We start from the raw sequence: 17,387 nt of genomic DNA on the forward strand, positions 1-17,387 counted from the left end.
TTTTGTTCCCCCGCAACCCCAAGCTGTGCTAAAATCTTCGTCTCCCGTTTTTAACGACGCGGGACGTTGCAAGTAGCGCCCTCGCTGGCGCTGCCGAACAAGTGAAAGCAGGCACCCAAGAGCAGCGTATCGTTGCCACCTGCAATCCTGTTCATATTTGAGGCTGTCCAAAAGGACAGATGATTATGCCTAAAATGAAAACCAAAAGCTCCGCGAAGAAACGTTTTCGCGTGCGCCCGGGTGGAACTGTTAAATGTGGTCACGCTTTCAAGCGTCACATCTTGACCAAAAAGACCACCAAGCTGAAACGCGCTCTGCGCGGTACCACGAATGTCGCAGCGGCTGACGTCCAGTCCGTTATGCGCATGATGCCAACTGCTTAACCTCATACCAAGGAGATACTATGCCTAGAGTAAAACGTGGGGTTACAGCTCGTGCCCGTCATAAAAAGATTCTTGTACAAGCTAAAGGCTACCGTGGTCGCCGCAGCAAGGTATACCGCGTTGCCAAGCAAGCAGTCATGCGCGCTGGCCAGTATGCCTACCGCGATCGCCGCAACAAGAAACGTGTTTTCCGCGCACTGTGGATCACGCGTATCAATGCAGCAACGCGTCAGCACGGCATGACCTACAGCGTGTTCATGAACGGCCTGAAAAAAGCCGCTATCGAACTCGACCGTAAAGTCCTGGCCGACATGGCTGTGATGGACAAGCCGGCTTTCGCCGCGATTGTCAGCGCAGTCAAAGCAAAGATCGCTGCTTAATTCAGCGATCGTTTAGCTAGCTACCGCAAGGTGGCGTAAAGAGCGGGGCAGAGGTGAGAACCTGTGCCCCGTTTTTGATTGTGGCGCCGCGCGCCCACCCCAAGGAACACACGCATGAATTCGCTGGAAGATCTCGTCGTCTCGGCCCAGGCTGACTTTAGCGCCGCGCCGGACGCTGCCGCACTCGAAAACGCGAAAGCGAAATACCTCGGCAAGACCGGGCAAATCACCGAACAGATGAAGGGCCTCGGCAAGCTCGACCCTGACGCCCGCAAGGTGCAGGGCGCCCTCATCAATGCCGCCAAAGAAAAAATCGAACAGGCATTAACAAGCAAGCGCGATGCGATCGCCAACGCGCAGATGGAAGCGCGCCTGAACGCCGAAGCGATCGACGTCACGCTGCCAGGCCGCGGCCGCGCCAAAGGCGGTATCCATCCCGTCATGCGCAGCTGGGAGCGGGTCGAACAGATTTTCCGCTCGATCGGTTTCGACGTGGCCGATGGCCCCGAAATCGAGAACGACTGGACCAACTTCACGGCGCTGAACAGCCCGGAAAACCATCCGGCCCGCTCGATGCAGGACACCTTCTACATCGACGGCAATGACAGCACCGGCAAGCCGCTGCTGCTGCGCACCCATACCAGCCCGATGCAGGTGCGTTATGCGCGCACGCACACGCCACCGATCAAGGTGATCGCGCCGGGCCGCACCTACCGCGTCGACAGCGACGCGACCCACTCGCCGATGTTCCACCAGGTTGAAGGCCTGTGGATCGGCGAGGGCATCAGCTTTGCCGACCTGAAGGGCGTGTACCTGAACTTCGTCAAGGCCTTTTTCGAGACCGACGACCTGGAAGTACGCTTCCGTCCGTCCTACTTCCCGTTCACGGAACCGTCGGCCGAGATCGACATCGCCTTCGGCAGCGGTCCCTTGAAAGGGCGCTGGCTGGAAGTGTCGGGCGCGGGGCAGGTGCACCCGACCGTGGTCAAGAATTTTGGCCTGGATCCAGAGAAATTCATCGGCTTCGCGTTCGGCTCCGGCCTCGAGCGCCTGACGATGCTGCGTTACGGAATCAGCGACTTGCGCCTGTTCTACGAAGGCGACCTGCGTTTCCTGAAGCAGTTCAACTAATTCGAAAGCTCGAGAGTAAACCCTATGCAATTTTCCGAATACTGGCTGCGTACCATGGTCGACCCGACGCTGACCTCAAGCGAGCTGTCCCACCTGCTGACCATGTCCGGCCTCGAAGTCGAAGAAGTCGAGCCGGTCGCGCCGCCGTTTACCAATGTGGTGGTCGCCGAAGTCGTCGAAGTGGTGCGCCATCCGAATGCGGACCGTCTGAATGTCTGCCAGGTCGATGTCGGCACCGGCACCTTGCTGAACATCGTCTGCGGCGCGCCGAACGTGCGCGCGGGCATGAAAGCCATCTGCGCCAAGGCTGGCGCAGTACTGCCGCCGGGCGCGGACGGCAAGCCGTTCGAGATCAAGGTCGGCGAACTGCGCGGTGTGCAGTCGCAGGGCATGATGTGTTCGGCCAAAGAACTGAAAATTGCGGAAGACAGCAACGGCTTGATGGAACTGCCGGCCGACGCACCGGTCGGACAGGATATCCGCGACTATCTCGGCCTGAACGACCTCAAATTCACCATCAAGCTGACGCCGAACAAGGCGGACTGCCTGTCGGTGCTGGGTGTGGCGCGTGAAGTGTCGGCCCTGACTGGCACGCCGTTGCACGTCCCGACCGCGCGCGTCATCACGCCAACGTCTGACGAAATCCTGCCTGCGAAAATCAGCGCGCCGGATCTGTGCGGCCGTTTTACCGGCCGCGTCATCCGCGGCCTGAACGCCCGGGCCACGACCCCGTCCTGGATGGTGCAGCGCCTCGAGCGCAGCGGCCAGCGCGCAGTGTCGGCCCTGGTCGATATTTCGAACTACGTCATGCTCGAACTGGGCCGTCCATCGCACGTGTTTGACTTGAACAAGATTCATGGCGGCCTGGACATTCGCTGGGGCCGCGCGGGTGAGTCGATGAAACTGTTGAATGGCACCACGATTGCCGTCGATGAATGGTTCGGCGTGATAGCCGACGACCAGCAAATCGAATCGCTGGCCGGCATCATGGGCGGCGATTCGACCGCCGTGACGCTCGACACCACCGATATCTATCTGGAAGCGGCGTTCTGGTGGCCAAACGCCATCCAGGGCCGTGCGCGGCGCCTGAATTTCTCGACCGATGCGGCGCACCGGTTCGAGCGCGGTGTCGATTACGCGACCACGGTGGAACACATCGAGCGCATCACTGGCCTGATCCTGGAAATTTGCGGCACTGCCGACACCAAAGTCGGTCCGGTCGATGACCAGTCGGTGAACCTGCCCGTGCGTCAACCCGTCGTGCTGCGCACCGCGCGCGCGCAAAAAGTCATCGGCGTGCCGATAACCGATGCCATGGTAGCCGATATCTTTACCCGCCTGCACTTGCCGTTCACGCAAAGCGAAGGCCGTTTTGAGGTCACGTCGCCTTCCTACCGGTTCGACATCGAAATCGAAGAAGATCTGATCGAAGAAGTGGCTCGCGTGTACGGCTTCGAGAACATTCCCGCCAATCCGCCGGTGGCGCCAAGCGCGATGCTGATCGAGCCGGAAAGCACGCGTTCGCTGTTTACCTTGCGCCACCAGATGGCCGACCTGGGTTACCAGGAAGTGGTCAACATGAGCTTTGTCGAAGCGGCCTGGGAAACGGATTTCGCTGGCAACACGAACCCGATCAAGTTGCAGAACCCGATCGCCAGCCAGTTGTCCGTGATGCGTTCTTCGCTGATCGGCAACCTGGTCGCCAACGTGCGCTACAACCTGAACCGCAAAACCAACCGCGTGCGCGCGTTTGAGATTGGCGCCGTGTTCCTGCGTGACGAAAAAGTGACTGATGGTGCCTTGACGGTGGCCGGTTACGATCAGCCGAAGAAACTGGCCGCCATCGCCTACGGCCAGGCCATCGATGAGCAATGGGGCGCAGCGGCGCGGGTGGTCGATTATTTCGACGTCAAGGCTGATGTGGAAGCGATGTTTGCGCCGCGCGCCTTGCGCTTCCTGAAGGCGGATCATCCTGCCTTGCATCCGGGCCGCAGCGCCCGGATTGAGCTCGACGGTGTGGTGGTCGGCGTGGTCGGTGAACTGCATCCGCGCTGGCTGCAGAAATATGATCTGGCGCAAGCGCCGGTCATTTTCGAGGTCGATGTCGCGGCGCTGCAGCAACGTCCGCTGCCTGCGTATGTCGAGATTTCGAAGTTCCCTGGCGCAACACGTGACCTGGCGCTGGTGGTAAAACAGGATGTCGCCGCCCAGGATATCCTGGACGCATTTGCTGCTGAGTTAGCGAAAAATCCTGCAGGAAAGATCGTGCAAGCCATTGTTTTGTTTGATGAATATCGCGGCAAGGGTTTGGAGGCGGACGAAAAAAGCCTTGCTTTCCGCTTTAGCTTGCAAGATACTCAATCGACGTTACAGGATGACGCGGTCGATGCAGTGATGGCTGCCGTGGTTGCGGCTGCCAAGCAAAAACATGCGGCAAGCTTGCGTGCTTGATTCCTTGGTAGCACCATCAGCTGATTTAGAGGCAGGACTCAAAATTAATAATATCGACGTAGATTCGGCGGTACTTCAGTCGGCGCTCACCGCCGACCTGCATCGGGCGATGCTGCTCGCACGCAGCCGCCAGGAAGCCGAAAAGGCGCTGCCGACGCTGACCAAGGCCGAACTGGCCGAATTGCTGTTCGAGCAGGTCGGCCTGAACAAGCGCGAAGCGAAAGATATGGTCGAAACGTTTTTCGACGAGATCCGCAACGCGCTGGAACGTGGTGAGGCGGTGAAACTGTCTGGTTTTGGTAACTTTCAGTTGCGCGACAAGCCACAACGTCCCGGCCGCAATCCAAAAACCGGCGAGGAAATCCCGATCACGGCGCGCCGTGTCGTCACCTTCCACGCCAGCCAGAAACTCAAGGGCATGGTTGAAGAAACGCCGCCAGGCCCGAGCGCTGCTGGTGCCAGCGCCGCCATGGCCCGTGCCGCCTGATTGAGCCATGAACGACCGCGCCAACAAAGTTGAACTGGCCGTGCTGCCGCCGATCCCGGCGAAGCGCTATTTCACCATCGGTGAAGTCAGTGAATTGTGCGGGGTCAAGCCGCACGTCTTGCGCTACTGGGAGCAGGAATTTACCCAACTGAAGCCGGTCAAACGTCGAGGTAACCGGCGTTATTATCAGCATCACGAAGTGCTCCTGATTCGCCGTATCCGCGAACTGCTGTACGAACAAGGTTTTACGATCAGCGGCGCGCGCAACAAGCTCGACAACCGGGGCGGCGACCATCGTCACGGGGCGCTCGCCGGCGATGAGGCGTTGCCGGGCAGGGCGTTGGATGATGCGGCACCAGCGGCACCCATCGATCCATTGGCATTGCGCGACGAGTTATTGGCGATCCTGCAGTTACTCAGGACCGGGACGCAACAGGCCTGATCTACCGTGCCGCTCAGCAGTCGCGCTGCGCTTGTAGCGCCGCGCCGCGGTGTTAGAATGTCACCTGTGGTGTTGCTGACTACTCGCACGGCACCGACGGGCACGGGACACGGCCTCGACCCTTCCTGGCTCAGAAAAATTTAAGGAAGACAATGATACGCGTTGCCATTTGTGACGATCACCAGATAGTTCGAGCAGGATTCAAGCAGATTTTTTCGTCGTCACCCGATTTCGAAGTGGTTGCCGAAGGCGCCACCGGGCGTGAAGCCCTCGACATTGCGCGGCGTGAAGTCTGCGACGTCTTGCTGCTCGACATAGCCATGCCCGACCAGTCCGGCATCGACATCCTGCGCACCATTCGCCAGGGGCAACCGAATTTGCCGGTACTGATTTTGTCCGGCTACCCGGCGCAGCAATACGCCCTGAATTTGTTCAAGATGGGCGCCAATGGCTACCTTAACAAGGATTGCGAAGCGGATGAGCTGAAAACAGCCGTGCGGACCGTGCACCAGGGTCGACGCTACGTCAGCTCCACGGTTGGCGAATTGCTGGCCCAGAGTTTCGACCGGGATCCGAATACCGCCTTGCACACCGAACTGTCGGATCGCGAATTCCAGGTGTTCCTGCGCCTGGCCAAAGGTGCGACCGTGTCTGACATCGGTACCGCGCTGTCGCTGTCGATCAAGACGGTGTCGACCTATCGCACCCGCATCATGGAAAAGATGGGGCTGCAGTCGAACAGCGATCTTACCTACTATGCAATGAAGAACAATTTGCTTGATTGAGCGGTGGGTGCAGGCGCAAAAAAACCGCGGGGGAATCGCGGTTTTTTTATGTCTGCGTTTTCGTTGGCTTTATGGCGCGCGAGCAGACTTCGATGGCGGGGTACGGGCCCCGCCATCGCGAGGCGGGTGTGTCAACCTACGTTTTCCAGCAGCCGCTTGTATTCGGTCTTGGCCACCTTGTAGCATTCACCGGCGTATTCTTCCAGGCCAGCACGGTCAAGAACCGTGATGTTGCCGCGGCGGTACTGGATCAGACCGTCATCCTGCAACTTGCCGGCAGCGGCGGTGATGCTTTCGCGGCGCACGCCCAGCATGATCGAGATCAGCTCTTGCGTCACTTTCAGCTCGTTCGATGGTGAACGGTCCAGGCGGTCCAGCAACCAGCGGCACAGTTTCTGCTCGATCGAGCTGTGGCGACCACCGACGGCGTTCTGCGCCATCTGCGCAAACAGCGAGTTGGTGTAGCGCATCAACAGCTGGGGCAGGGCGCCGCCCTTGGCGAAGGTTTCACGCAAGAACTGGGTTTTCAGGCGGTAGCCGTAGCCAGCGCTTTGCACCACAGCGCTGCAGGTGGCACTTTCGCCCATGAACAGGGACACGCCGACCACACCTTCATGGCCGATCACGGCGATTTCGGTGGTGGCGCCGTCTTCCATGACGTACAGCAGCGACACGATAGACGTCGTCGGAAAATACACATATTCCAGTTTGCTGCCATACTCGAACAGTTCTTTGCCAAACGGCATGGCGACCAGCTCAAGGTGTTCAAACAGGGCTTCCAGGTCAGGACGTGGCATCGCGGCAAGCAACTCATTTTGCTGGGTACCACTGATGCTGATGACTGGCTTGCCGGCAACTTTGGAGAGCGGGCTCACCGACTGCTTGTTCTGGGCGGCACCAACATATTGAGTGTTGTTCATCTTATTTCCTTGTTCTTTCAGCTTGACATCGGGAGCGATTTGTCGAGGCTGCTTCTGGGGGAGCAGCTATCTCATCGCGATGTGTACAGATTAAGGCTTCCGTCTGTTGGCGAACATAAGATTAGCAGTCGCACAAGCGTAGGCCCCACGCATAGTGTTGTGTCATCCTAGTCCTACTGGGGGAAATCGCACAAAACCGCTATTTAATTGGGACTCGGCAAGAATTTGGCCGATAATGAGCGCTTCTTTACACGTGAACGCGATCCGGCATGCATGTTTTACTGGTCGAAGATGACGCTGTGCTGTCCGACGGCCTGACCCGCGTCCTGCAATCGCACGGCATGCAGGTCGATCTCGCCGCCGATGGCCTGGTGGCCGACAAACTGCTCCTCAATCCGCGCTGCAGCGTCGCCGTGCTCGATATCGGCTTGCCCGGCATCGACGGGTTCGAAGTGGTGCGGCGCCTGCGTGCGCGCGGCAGCCAGCTGCCGGTGCTGCTGTTGACCGCGCGCGACGCGGTGGAAGACCGCGTGCGCGGCCTGGAACTGGGGGCCGACGATTATCTTGTCAAACCATTCGCTACCGCCGAACTTGTGGCTCGCATCCGCGCGCTGGCGCGACGCAATGCCGCCCCTTCATCGATCCTGAGCGTTGGCCAATTGACGCTTGACCCGGACGCGCGCCGCGCCCGCATCGGCCAGCGCGCGCTCGACCTGTCGGTGCGCGAGTGGGCGGTGCTGGAATACCTGCTGCAGCAAGTGGGCCGCGTCGTGTCGAAGCAACAGATCATCGAAGCCATCCTGCCGTGGGGCGACGACCTGACCACCAATGCGGTGGAAGTGTACGTCTCGCGCCTGCGCCTGAAACTGTTGGACGCCGGCATCGAGATCCGCACCATTCGCGGCTTCGGCTATATGCTGGAAGCGAACGCGTGAATAGTATCCGGCTGCGCCTGCTTGCGTGGCTGGTCGGCCCGATCCTGTTGTTCAACTTTGCCGTCGCGGCCCTGACCTACCTGCTGGCGTGGACGCCGGCCCAGCGCGCCTTTGACGACGGCCTGCATGCGCGCGCCGCCGGACTGGTGCAGGATATTCGTAGCGGCAAGGAGCTGGCCAACCTGGCGTTGCCGGCCGACCCCGACAGTCCCGAAACGAGCTGGTTTGCCGTGCGCAGCGAGGCCGGCCTGACGTTCCTCGCTGGCGTGCCCAGTCTCCCCATGGCGAGCGGCGCCAGCGCGCGCGACGCGGTGTTCGGCGGCCAGCCTGTGCGCCTGACCAGTCGCGTCGTGCTGCAAGGTGGCATCCCCCTGACGCTGACGCTGGCGACCACAGTGCGCCAGCGCCAGCAGGTGCGCGCCTCCATCGTGCGCGCGCTGATCTTGCTGGAGGTGGCGTTTACGCTGGCCCTTGCCGGGCTGGCATGGTTTTCTATCAGCAACGGCCTGGCCCCGCTGGCGCGACTGCGCAGCGCCCTGAACCGGCGCGAACGGGCCGACCTGGCGCCACTCGATCCATCCGCCACGCCGCGCGAACTCGCTGCCGTCGTGGTGGCCTTCAACAGCTTGCTGGAGCGCCTGGCGGCTGCGGCCCGCGCGCAGGACGCGTTCCTGGCGGACGTGGCGCACCAGCTCAGAAACCCGCTGGCGGGGGCCAAACTGCAGCTCGAATGGCTGGCCGCGCGCCACCAGGCCGATCCGGAGTCGCTCCGTGCGCTGGCGTTGATGAAACAGGCCAATGAGCGCATGATCCGCCAGACCAACCAGTTGCTGGCCCTGGCGCGCGCCGAGCCCAGCCGCTCGATCCGCGCGCGCTTCAAGCCGCTCGACCTGGCCGCCCTGGTGGCCGAGTCGGTGCAGCTGTTCGTCACCCAGGCGGCGGGGCGCGGCATCGACATCGGCTTCGAGCTGGCCGCCGCGCCGCTGCGCGGCGAGCGTTTCATGCTGCGCGACCTGGTCGACAACCTGGTCGACAACGCCTTGCGCTACACGCCCCACGGGGGCAGCGTCACGGTGCGCACGCGCATGGGCGCCGACGGCGCGGTGCTGGAAGTCGAAGACTCCGGGCCCGGGATTCCGGTCGCCAAGCGGGCCCGGGTATTCCAGCGCCACGTCCGCCTCGACCAGCAAAGCAGCGGCAGCGGCCTCGGTCTGGCCATCGTGCGCGATATTGCCAAGGTGCATGGCGCGAGTGCCGCGGTGAGCGACGCCGAAGGCGGCACCGGCGCGCTGTTCACCGTGAAATTCAAAGTTTGACGAAAAATAAGTAGATTGCTGCACGGAATCGTGCAATTGTCAGGACTTTGTCAGCATTTCCTCAGGGTAATGCAAGGCTGCTTCGCTATTATTCTCCCAAGGCAAGATTACTTGCAGCCGCAAACTGGAGAATACGATGAAGCGAATCGCACGAGGTTTTACCCTGATCGAGATGATGGTCACTGTGGCCATCATCGGCGTCCTGACCGCGGTGGCAGTGCCGGCATACACCAGCTACGTGATCCGCGCCCGCACTTCCGAAGCGTTCACCACGCTGGGCGGCTTGCAGCCGGCAGCAGAGCAGTTCTGGGCCAACAACCGCACCTACAACAAACTCCCGAAGCCTGACTCCACCCCCAACTTCGACTACTCGGTCAGCGACGACACCGACTCGACTTACACCGTCACGGCCACCGGCAAAAACCGGATGGTGGACTTCATCTATACCCTGAACCAGAGCGGCGCCCGCGTCACCACCAGAGTTCCACCGGGCTGGACCAAAAACGACGCCTGCTGGGTCGACCGCAAGGGTGGCCTATGCACCCAGTAAGCGCCCAGCGCCAGGCGGGCTTGGGCTTCACCCTGGTCGAGCTCATGGTAGGCCTGGCCATCCTGTCCCTCATGCTGGCAATCGGCGTGCCGAGCATGCGCACCTGGCTGAACGCGAGCAACGCGCTGGTGGCCGCCGAGTTTTACGCCGAAGGCCTGAAAACTGCCCGTGCCGAAGCGGTCAAGCGCAATGCCACTGCGCGCCTGACCCTGCTCGAGAGCGCAAGCGGCGGCCAGATGGACTGGCGCATCGACATGTGCGTGCCAACCTCGGCCGTCAAATGCAACGCCGATGAGGGTAGCTGGTCGACCAAAGACGCGGCTGCCGACGGCGACAGCGTCGCCGATTTCCGTTCGATTACCCGTGTCGCCACCAATTTGCCCGGTACCAATATGTTGACGATGACGCGCAATGACGGCGCCGTGGCCGTGTACTTCACGCCCTTGGGCTGGGTCGATGGCAGCGTCGCGCCCAGCCTGAGCAAGATCGAGCTGGCACCGGCAGCAAGCCAGGCCGGCGCGTTTCCCACCTCGGCAGTGGCGGTGACCCTCGCGGGTGTCGTCAGCAAATGCAACCCTAACGCCCCGGCCCACGATTCCAGAGGATGCCCACCATGAACATGCGTCAATCCACCCAGCGCGGCATCGCGCTGGTCGAAGCGATGATCGCCACCGTGATCCTGGCCATCGGCCTGCTCGGCACGATCGGCCTGCAGGCGCGCGCGTATTCCGCGATGAACGACGCCAGTTCGCGCGCCGAAGCCACCATGGCATCCGAAAAACTGTTTGGCATGATGAGTACCGACATGGAACACCTGTCCAACTACGTGCTGGCGGAAGGTGGCAGCGGGGGCACGGAGATGTCGGACTGGGTGACCGAAACCCATGCCGCCATCCCCGGCTCGAAGATCGCTGTGAGCGTCAAGCCCGCCAGCAACGGCACCACCAGTACTGCGGTAACGGTCACCATCAAGTGGCAGCGCAAGGCCCGCGACCCCGCCAACACCAGCACCATGACTTCTTACCTGGCGACCTCCTCATGAAGCGCAACTTTCCTGTACCGCGACGTGTCCGCAGCCACGCCGGCGGCTTTTCCGTCGTCGAGCTGATGGTCAGCGTCGTCATCGGCTTGTTGGCCCTGATGTTTGCAACCCGCATGATCACCGGCGGCGAGAAGACCAAGCAAGCCGCTTTGGGTGGCTCCGATGCCATGCAGAATGGCATGTTGGCCATGTTTTCGATCACGGGCGACGTGGCCCAGTCCGGCTTCGGCCTGAACGATCCACTGCTGGCCGGATGCGATACCACGATGGCCGACAAGGGCGGCGATGGCTACCATCTGGCGCCGTCCAAGCGCGGCACGGTCACCATCACGCCGCTGTCGCCCGTCATTATCGAAAGCAACGGCGAGAAACCGGACGTGATTTCGCTGTACTCGGGCGCTTCGGTGACCGGCACGCCATCGGTACGCCTGCGTATGCCATTTACTGGCGGCACCTCGGTTGCCATCGCTGGCGAGCCGTATGGCTTCGCCGACAATGACGTCATCGTGATTGCGCCGGAACAGGCCGGGACCAAGTGCAGCCTGGTGCAACTGTCGGAAAAGCCGCTGCCCGGCGCGCCCAATCCGGTGCTGCGCTTCGAATCCGGCGGCGGACGCCGTTTCAATTCCGGCGCGGCGGTGAACAACTTCCCGCTCCAGTCGCGTGTCTTCAATATTGGACCGGCAAAAAACCTGACCTTTCATACCTGGTCGGTCAAAGACGGCTTCCTGCAATTGAGCGCCACCGATCTCGCCGGCAGCGAGAAAGCTGGCAGCACCGTGGCCGACAACATCGTCTCGATCAAGGCCCAGTACGGCTTCGACACGCGCACCGAAGCCAAGTTCTTGCCGCAGGATGGGATCAAAGTCAATGTCTGGTCCTCGACGATGATCGATGCCGACGGGAACGGCGAGGCAGGCAGTCCCGTCGATTTCCAGCGCATTGCCGCCGTGCGCGTGGCGGTGGTGGCACGCAGCAAAGCGCCCGAGCGCCCGGAGCCGGGACAGGCCTGCGCCGCCACGCCGAACCAGATCGAGGTCTTCAAAACCAAGCAGTCAGATGATACCTATACCTCGGTCAAACTCGACGTCGCTGTCGTGGGTGATACCACCGGCTGGAAGTGCTACCGCTACCGCACGTTTGAAACGATTGTACCTGTCCGTAACTCAGCCTGGAGACCAACCGCATGGGACAAATAAACAAAACCGGCCAGCAGGGCATTGCCCTGCCAGTCATGCTGATCATTCTCGTCGTCATGCTCATCAGCAGCGTTTACCTGCTCAAGTCAAGCAATTCGTCGACCTTGAGCGCAGCGAACATGGCCTACGATGCGGCGCTGTCGAAAGCGGCCGACCTCGGCTTGCACAAGGGTTTTCAGTACCTTAACAATCAGTCCAAGGTCGCGCTGCAGCAGGATGACACTGGCAACGGCTACGTGGCGTCCTACGACACCACGATGCCGGTCACGGCCGATGCGTTCTGGCTCAATGCCAAAACCATCACGAACACCGCCAATGGATCGGCCACCGCCGACACCATCCAGTATGTGGTGCACCGGGCCTGCTCGACGACCGGGCCGTTTGGTGTCAAGAACGCCTGTATCCAGACAGCGTCGAATCTCGCTGCCGGCGGCAGCGCCGTTTCGCCTGGTAACAGCATGGATATGACGACCGAACCATCGGTCAAGCCGCCACAAATCCATTACATCATTACCGCGCGCATCTTCGGACCGCGCGGCGGCAACGTGGTCAACCAGATGGTTGTGTTGATCGATGCCTGACGCTTTTTTTGACGGGGAAACCGCATGAAAATGAACTTTATAAATATCACCCGGGCCTGCAGCCTGGTTCTGGCATTCGTGCTGGCGCCGGGCGCAGCCGTGGCGGGGGTGACCAACATCGCCCAGTTGCCGCTGCTGAGCATGGACGACACCGGCGCAGTCAAGCCGAACTTGATGCTGCTGTACGACAACTCGGGTTCGATGGCGCGCAACTTCACGCCGGACTACATCGACGACGGTACCACGTGCCGGAGCCAGCTGCTCATGGCGAGCGGCACGCGCAGCTGCCTGGCCGGTATGCCGCCATTCAACAGCGCCGATTTCAATCGCCAATATTACGATCCCAAGGTGCGCTACTTGCCGCCGGTCAAGGCTGACGGTGTCAGCTACAAAAGTCAGAACCGTGCCAACACGACCGCCTGGACCGCTGTGCTCAACGATGGCTTCGATGTCGACACCGCCGACCTGGCGGGCGGCACCGCCAGCAAATCGATCAGCCTGGTCAATGGCTTTCCCGACATCACCTGGTGCGATAAAGATAACGGAAACTGTGCCTACAACACCGCCACCTACAGCTACCCGAACGACACGCGCTACAACGCCGGCCGGTTTTATACGAATGCGTACTACTACAATATCAATGTGGCGGAGTACTGTAGCGACGCCACACTGACAAGCTGCAAAACGACCAGCGTCGGTGGGGTTGCCCCCGACGGCTTTCCGGTTCCGGCCAAAGTACGCTGGTGCGACACAACCGCCCTGACCAAATGCCAGGCCAAGTTTGTCGGCAACTACAAGTACCCGCGTTTTTCCACGCCAAACTCCGATACCGTGGCCGCGTATGGCACCATCACCATCAAAGCCTCGAAGACCGCCACGGCACTGTATGTCGACAGCGTGTCGGTGGCCGAGTCCAGCGGCACCAAGGTCATCACCAATGGTGCGATCCTGGCCAGCGCCGGCACCAACGATCCGACCAAGCAGGCCGCACTCGCCAACGCCATTGCCGCCTCGATCATCGCGAAAACCGGCCTGACGAACCAGTACACGGCCTGCACGCGCACGCCGACCGGCAGTGTGCCCAACTGCAGCACCGCGTTTGGCATCAACCTGGGCGCCGACAACATCGTGGCCGTGGTGCCGATCGAATGTGTCACCGGTGCAAACAGCAAGTCGATCGGGCAGTGCTCGGTGCTGGCAGACGCCACCCGCAATAACTGGGCTGTCAGCGTGGAGGCGCGCGCTGGCGTTGCCAACGACGGCAAGGCAGCAACCGCGATCCTGAGCCTGACCGGCACCGGCAAAAACTCCCCGAAGACAACCCTGGGTGCCACCTCGCTGGGCAGCACACTGCTGTTTTCTTCGGTGACGTTCAATGCGAGTTCCACCAGTGCCGACGCGGCCAAGTCGATTGCGAAAGCCATCAATGACAGAAAGGTCGCCGGCTTGAGCGCCATCTGGGGCGGCCAGACCGGTTGCACCGCCACCGGTGACAAGACAGTATGCATCTCGTCGACCCTGGACTATGCCGCTGGCCAGAAATTCGTGTTCCCGAATCCTATTTTTGGGAACAATGGAACGTTGGACATCAGCGGCACCAATTCGGTCGCCGGCAATGCGCCGACGCCGGATGTGATTCCTGCCGATACCACCAATATTGGCGCCGGCTCGGCAATTTTTGTGCGCGTCGACATCGTCCCCGAGCGCATCAGTTACCCACGCGCCACCGGACGCAACGATTGCGTCGCCGGTACCTGCACCTACGACGAGGAAATGACCAACTTCGCCAACTGGTACACCTACTACAAGTCGCGCAACCAGACCATGAAAACGGCGGTCGGCCTGGCCTTCAAGCCTCTCACCGACAGCTACAACGTGGGTCTGGTGTCCTTGTCGGTCGCCGGCGCCGGTGGCAGCATCACGCGCCCCTTGCCGTTTTCGGGCGATGTGCGCACCAACTGGTACGCGCAGCTGTACGGCATGACGGTGAGCGGCTCGACGCCACTGCGCAAGGCGCTGCATAACGTTGGCAAGATGTATGCGAATCAGGGTAAGTACGAGGCTGCAGTCAATGAGGAAGCGGTTCAGTTTCCGTGCCAGCAGAATTTCACCTTCATGACCACGGATGGCTACTGGAATGGCGACCCCGCCGACGCCGTCGTGGCTGATAACGACAAGACCGAAAACCCGACCCGTTTCTGCCTGAAGGGCAGCGGCTGCGTCGATGCCAGCGGCAAGAACAGCAAGTCGCTGGCCGACGTGGCGCTGTACTGGTACAACGGCGGTTCGGCGACCGGCGTCAGTTCGCTCCGTCCGACGCTGGAAGACATGACGCAGGAAGGCAAGGTACGTGGCCCGAACGGCGACAACAAGCGCCTGCACATGAATACCTACACGCTGGGCCTGGGTGTGGACGGCATCATGAACTACGAAGAGAACTACAACACCGCCCCGATTTCGGGCGGCGACTTCTCCAAACTCATCAATGGTGTGACCACTGGCTGCCCGTGGAACAACAACAAGGCCTATGTGTGGCCGGATGCGGTGACCGACGACAATGACGGCGGCGCCGGCTACCAGTCGCGCGTCGACGACCTGTGGCATACCGCCATCAATGGCCGCGGCAAGTATTTCAGCGCGTCCGACCCGACCCAGGTCATCGCCGGGCTCAGTGCGGCCCTGTCGAACATCGCTGCGCACGTTGGCGCCGCCTCGTCCGCGGCCACCTCGACGCCGAATATTTCGGTCGAGGATAACGACATTTTCTCCAGTACCTTTACGACGGTGCAGTGGTCGGGCGAACTGACGGCGCAGAAGATCGACGTCGTGACCGGGGATATCGGTGTCACCCCAACCTGGAGCACCTCCAACCTGCTGGGCAAAAAGGTCGCTGCCAGCACCGATACGCGCGTCATCAAGATGCTCGATACCGCCGGCGGCACGCTCAAGAACTTTGACTACGGTGTCATGACGGTGCTCGAAAAAAGCTGGTTCGACAACAAGTGCAGCGCGCTCTCGCAGTGCTTGAACCTGACCAGCACCAACGCCACCACCGTCAACAGCGGGGCGACCATCATCAATTGGCTGCGTGGCCAGCAGCAGTATGCCGATGACGTGATCCTGCGCGCCTATGGCAAGAGCAAGACGGACGCCACGACTCCGGTCATCCTGGGCGACATCGCCTCGTCCAAGCCGGTCTATGTCCGGGTGCCGCGCAAGTCGTATGCGAATGCCGGCTACAGCGAGTTTGTCACCGCCCAGGCGGCACGCGTCCCGACCGTGTACGTTGCCGCCAATGACGGCATGCTGCATGCCATCGATGCCAACACCGGCACCGAAAATTGGGCCTATGTCCCGCGCATCACCATGCAGAAGCTGTATAAGCAGGCCGGTTTGACGTACGGCGCCAACCACCACTTCACGACCGACGGCTCGCCGGAGGTGGGTGATGTGCAAATCAACGGTGTCTGGAAATCGGTGCTGGTGGCGGGCTTGAATGCAGGCGGGCGCGGCTACTATGCGCTGGACGTTACCGATCCGCAAAAACCAGTGGCCTTGTGGGAAACCTGTGCCGATTCGACCATTTGTACGGGCGATAACACTGAGGCGGAAATGGGGCAAACCTTCGGCAATCCGGTCACCGGTACCTGGAAGGATGCGAATGGTGCAACCAAGTGGGTGGTGTTCGTTACGTCCGGCTACAACAACGTTCCCGGCACCGACGGCGTTGCCGGAGCTGGCAGCGGCAAGGGCTATTTGATGATCCTCGATATTGCGACGGGCAAGGTACTGGCCAAGACCTCGACCGAATCGGGCGACAAGTCGACCCCGTCCGGGCTGGCACGCATCACCGCCATCAGCGCCGATCCGTCCACCGATCCGATGGTCACCTTCATCTACGGTGGCGACATCCTGGGCCAGATGTGGCGTTTCGACCTGACCAAGAAGGGCGCCCCGACGGTCGTCAAGATGGGTGACGCCGGCACGCTGCAGCCAATTACCGCGCGTCCCGATGTGACGTATTGCAAAGTGACCACCGAAGCCGATGACGGCAGTGTCACCAACACCAACAAGCTGATGGTGGCCTTTGGCACCGGGCGCCTGCTCGATATCGGCGATGTTGCGAATATCGACAAGCAGAGTGTGTATGTCCTGCGTGACAGCGCGACCGGCATCTCGGCGCCGCTGTGGCGCAGTTCCAGCATGGCCAAGCGCACGCTGACCAGGTCGAGCGTGAGTGGCGCCGATGTGTATAAATCCGGTGGCGACACGGTGGACTTGAACACCCAGTTGGGCTGGTATGCCGACTTCGACCAGAACAAAGGAGAGCGCGTCAACCTCGACCCACGCATCAATGCTGGCTACCTGAATGTGGTGACCAACATTCCAGCCTCGTCCAATTCGTGCTCGGTTGGCGGCAAGAGTAATCTCTACAACTTCGACGTCTGCGACGGCACTGGCAACGCCGATGGCGTGGTGGGTAAATCGCTGTCGAGCACGTCGGCAGCAGTCGGCTTCATCGTGGTGACATTGCCGAACGGCACCAAGGTCATCTATACCAGTCTCGCCGATGGCGGCAAGCTGAGGGACGACAGCGGCGACAAGAAAGATGCGATCAAACGCCGTACTGGTTGGCGTCGTATCCGGAACTGATCCGGGAACCCGCAAACCGCAGTAAGCAGGGCCAGCCGGCGTAGCAAACCGGCTGGCCTTTTTCATTGCAGCAATCAATTCACACGGGCTGCGCCGGAATCGGTAAAATCGTGGGTTTTCTACCAGGGCCGC

Annotated in this window: 16 protein-coding genes; 15 read left to right on the forward strand and 1 reads right to left on the reverse strand. The window is 61.0% G+C overall.

Features of this window, described 5'->3' with window-relative positions:
- The first annotated feature begins 185 nt into the window (after positions 1 to 185).
- The 7 genes from rpmI (at position 186) to V6M87_RS12820 (ending at position 6,059) form a co-directional block, all read left to right on the forward strand.
- Entirely contained in the window at positions 186 to 383 is a 198-nt protein-coding gene (gene rpmI / locus V6M87_RS12790; RefSeq protein ID WP_332877014.1) for a 50S ribosomal protein L35, read from the forward strand.
- 20 nt (positions 384 to 403) lie between these two features.
- Complete coding sequence (gene rplT / locus V6M87_RS12795; protein ID WP_332877015.1) at positions 404 to 763, forward strand: 50S ribosomal protein L20; 360 nt, start codon at positions 404 to 406, stop codon at positions 761 to 763.
- 114 nt (positions 764 to 877) lie between these two features.
- A complete protein-coding gene (gene pheS / locus V6M87_RS12800) occupies positions 878 to 1,894 on the forward strand; it encodes a phenylalanine--tRNA ligase subunit alpha (protein WP_332877016.1) in 1,017 nt (338 codons plus the stop codon).
- 24 nt (positions 1,895 to 1,918) lie between these two features.
- Positions 1,919 to 4,345 carry a phenylalanine--tRNA ligase subunit beta gene (pheT, locus tag V6M87_RS12805; protein ID WP_332877017.1) on the forward strand — a complete coding sequence of 809 codons (2,427 nt, stop codon included), beginning with the start codon at positions 1,919 to 1,921 and terminating at the stop codon, positions 4,343 to 4,345.
- 109 nt (positions 4,346 to 4,454) lie between these two features.
- Positions 4,455 to 4,832 (forward strand): integration host factor subunit alpha, encoded by a 378-nt coding sequence (locus V6M87_RS12810; protein WP_332877130.1) that lies wholly within the window; start codon positions 4,455 to 4,457, stop codon positions 4,830 to 4,832.
- A 7-nt stretch (positions 4,833 to 4,839) separates the two neighbouring features.
- Entirely contained in the window at positions 4,840 to 5,274 is a 435-nt protein-coding gene (locus V6M87_RS12815; protein WP_332877018.1) for a MerR family transcriptional regulator, read from the forward strand.
- A 152-nt stretch (positions 5,275 to 5,426) separates the two neighbouring features.
- Positions 5,427 to 6,059, forward strand: coding sequence for a response regulator transcription factor (locus tag V6M87_RS12820; protein WP_332877019.1), 633 nt, complete (start codon positions 5,427 to 5,429; stop codon positions 6,057 to 6,059).
- A 131-nt stretch (positions 6,060 to 6,190) separates the two neighbouring features.
- On the opposite strand, the gene V6M87_RS12825 is transcribed toward V6M87_RS12820, so the two are convergent.
- Positions 6,191 to 6,979 carry a Crp/Fnr family transcriptional regulator gene (locus tag V6M87_RS12825; RefSeq protein WP_332877020.1) on the reverse strand — a complete coding sequence of 263 codons (789 nt, stop codon included), beginning with the start codon at positions 6,977 to 6,979 and terminating at the stop codon, positions 6,191 to 6,193.
- A 269-nt stretch (positions 6,980 to 7,248) separates the two neighbouring features.
- Between V6M87_RS12825 and V6M87_RS12830 the strand changes: the two genes are divergently transcribed.
- The 8 genes from V6M87_RS12830 to V6M87_RS12865 all read left to right on the forward strand — a co-directional run bounded on the left by V6M87_RS12830 (position 7,249) and on the right by V6M87_RS12865 (position 17,255).
- Entirely contained in the window at positions 7,249 to 7,914 is a 666-nt protein-coding gene (locus V6M87_RS12830; RefSeq protein WP_332877021.1) for a response regulator transcription factor, read from the forward strand.
- Positions 7,911 to 9,230 (forward strand): sensor histidine kinase, encoded by a 1,320-nt coding sequence (locus tag V6M87_RS12835; RefSeq protein ID WP_332877022.1) that lies wholly within the window; start codon positions 7,911 to 7,913, stop codon positions 9,228 to 9,230. Before V6M87_RS12830 ends, V6M87_RS12835 begins: the two co-directional genes overlap by 4 nt.
- Positions 9,231 to 9,366: 136 nt before the next feature.
- Positions 9,367 to 9,780, forward strand: coding sequence for a type IV pilin protein (locus tag V6M87_RS12840; protein WP_332877023.1), 414 nt, complete (start codon positions 9,367 to 9,369; stop codon positions 9,778 to 9,780).
- Positions 9,768 to 10,397, forward strand: coding sequence for a pilus assembly FimT family protein (locus V6M87_RS12845; protein WP_332877024.1), 630 nt, complete (start codon positions 9,768 to 9,770; stop codon positions 10,395 to 10,397). Before V6M87_RS12840 ends, V6M87_RS12845 begins: the two co-directional genes overlap by 13 nt.
- Positions 10,394 to 10,822, forward strand: a complete 429-nt coding sequence (locus V6M87_RS12850) for a type IV pilus modification PilV family protein (protein WP_332877025.1) — start codon at positions 10,394 to 10,396, stop codon at positions 10,820 to 10,822. The genes V6M87_RS12845 and V6M87_RS12850 overlap by 4 nt, the downstream gene beginning before the upstream one ends.
- The gene (locus tag V6M87_RS12855; RefSeq protein WP_332877026.1) at positions 10,819 to 12,021 is read left to right on the forward strand and encodes a PilW family protein; all 1,203 of its coding nucleotides are present in this window, start codon (positions 10,819 to 10,821) and stop codon (positions 12,019 to 12,021) included. The genes V6M87_RS12850 and V6M87_RS12855 overlap by 4 nt, the downstream gene beginning before the upstream one ends.
- A complete protein-coding gene (locus V6M87_RS12860) occupies positions 12,009 to 12,602 on the forward strand; it encodes a pilus assembly PilX family protein (RefSeq protein ID WP_332877027.1) in 594 nt (197 codons plus the stop codon). The genes V6M87_RS12855 and V6M87_RS12860 overlap by 13 nt, the downstream gene beginning before the upstream one ends.
- A 24-nt stretch (positions 12,603 to 12,626) precedes the next feature.
- Complete coding sequence (locus V6M87_RS12865) at positions 12,627 to 17,255, forward strand: pilus assembly protein (RefSeq protein ID WP_332877028.1); 4,629 nt, start codon at positions 12,627 to 12,629, stop codon at positions 17,253 to 17,255.
- Positions 17,256 to 17,387 lie beyond the last annotated feature (132 nt).

Source organism: Massilia sp. S19_KUP03_FR1 (genome assembly GCF_036688685.1).
Classification (GTDB): Bacteria; Pseudomonadota; Gammaproteobacteria; order Burkholderiales; family Burkholderiaceae_D; genus JALYUM01.

What these genes read in the sequence shown, in the direction of transcription:
- rpmI (WP_332877014.1), top strand. Translation starts at nt 186, where the DNA reads ATGCCTAAAATGAAAACCAAAAGCTCCGCGAAGAAACGTTTTCGCGTG.
- rplT (WP_332877015.1), top strand. Translation starts at nt 404, where the DNA reads ATGCCTAGAGTAAAACGTGGGGTTACAGCTCGTGCCCGTCATAAAAAG.
- pheS (WP_332877016.1), top strand. Translation starts at nt 878, where the DNA reads ATGAATTCGCTGGAAGATCTCGTCGTCTCGGCCCAGGCTGACTTTAGC.
- pheT (WP_332877017.1), top strand. Translation starts at nt 1,919, where the DNA reads ATGCAATTTTCCGAATACTGGCTGCGTACCATGGTCGACCCGACGCTG.
- V6M87_RS12810 (WP_332877130.1), top strand. Translation starts at nt 4,455, where the DNA reads ATGCTGCTCGCACGCAGCCGCCAGGAAGCCGAAAAGGCGCTGCCGACG.
- V6M87_RS12815 (WP_332877018.1), top strand. Translation starts at nt 4,840, where the DNA reads ATGAACGACCGCGCCAACAAAGTTGAACTGGCCGTGCTGCCGCCGATC.
- V6M87_RS12820 (WP_332877019.1), top strand. Translation starts at nt 5,427, where the DNA reads ATGATACGCGTTGCCATTTGTGACGATCACCAGATAGTTCGAGCAGGA.
- V6M87_RS12825 (WP_332877020.1), bottom strand. Translation starts at nt 6,979, where the DNA reads ATGAACAACACTCAATATGTTGGTGCCGCCCAGAACAAGCAGTCGGTG.
- V6M87_RS12830 (WP_332877021.1), top strand. Translation starts at nt 7,249, where the DNA reads ATGCATGTTTTACTGGTCGAAGATGACGCTGTGCTGTCCGACGGCCTG.
- V6M87_RS12840 (WP_332877023.1), top strand. Translation starts at nt 9,367, where the DNA reads ATGAAGCGAATCGCACGAGGTTTTACCCTGATCGAGATGATGGTCACT.
- V6M87_RS12845 (WP_332877024.1), top strand. Translation starts at nt 9,768, where the DNA reads ATGCACCCAGTAAGCGCCCAGCGCCAGGCGGGCTTGGGCTTCACCCTG.
- V6M87_RS12850 (WP_332877025.1), top strand. Translation starts at nt 10,394, where the DNA reads ATGAACATGCGTCAATCCACCCAGCGCGGCATCGCGCTGGTCGAAGCG.
- V6M87_RS12855 (WP_332877026.1), top strand. Translation starts at nt 10,819, where the DNA reads ATGAAGCGCAACTTTCCTGTACCGCGACGTGTCCGCAGCCACGCCGGC.
- V6M87_RS12860 (WP_332877027.1), top strand. Translation starts at nt 12,009, where the DNA reads ATGGGACAAATAAACAAAACCGGCCAGCAGGGCATTGCCCTGCCAGTC.
- V6M87_RS12865 (WP_332877028.1), top strand. Translation starts at nt 12,627, where the DNA reads ATGAAAATGAACTTTATAAATATCACCCGGGCCTGCAGCCTGGTTCTG.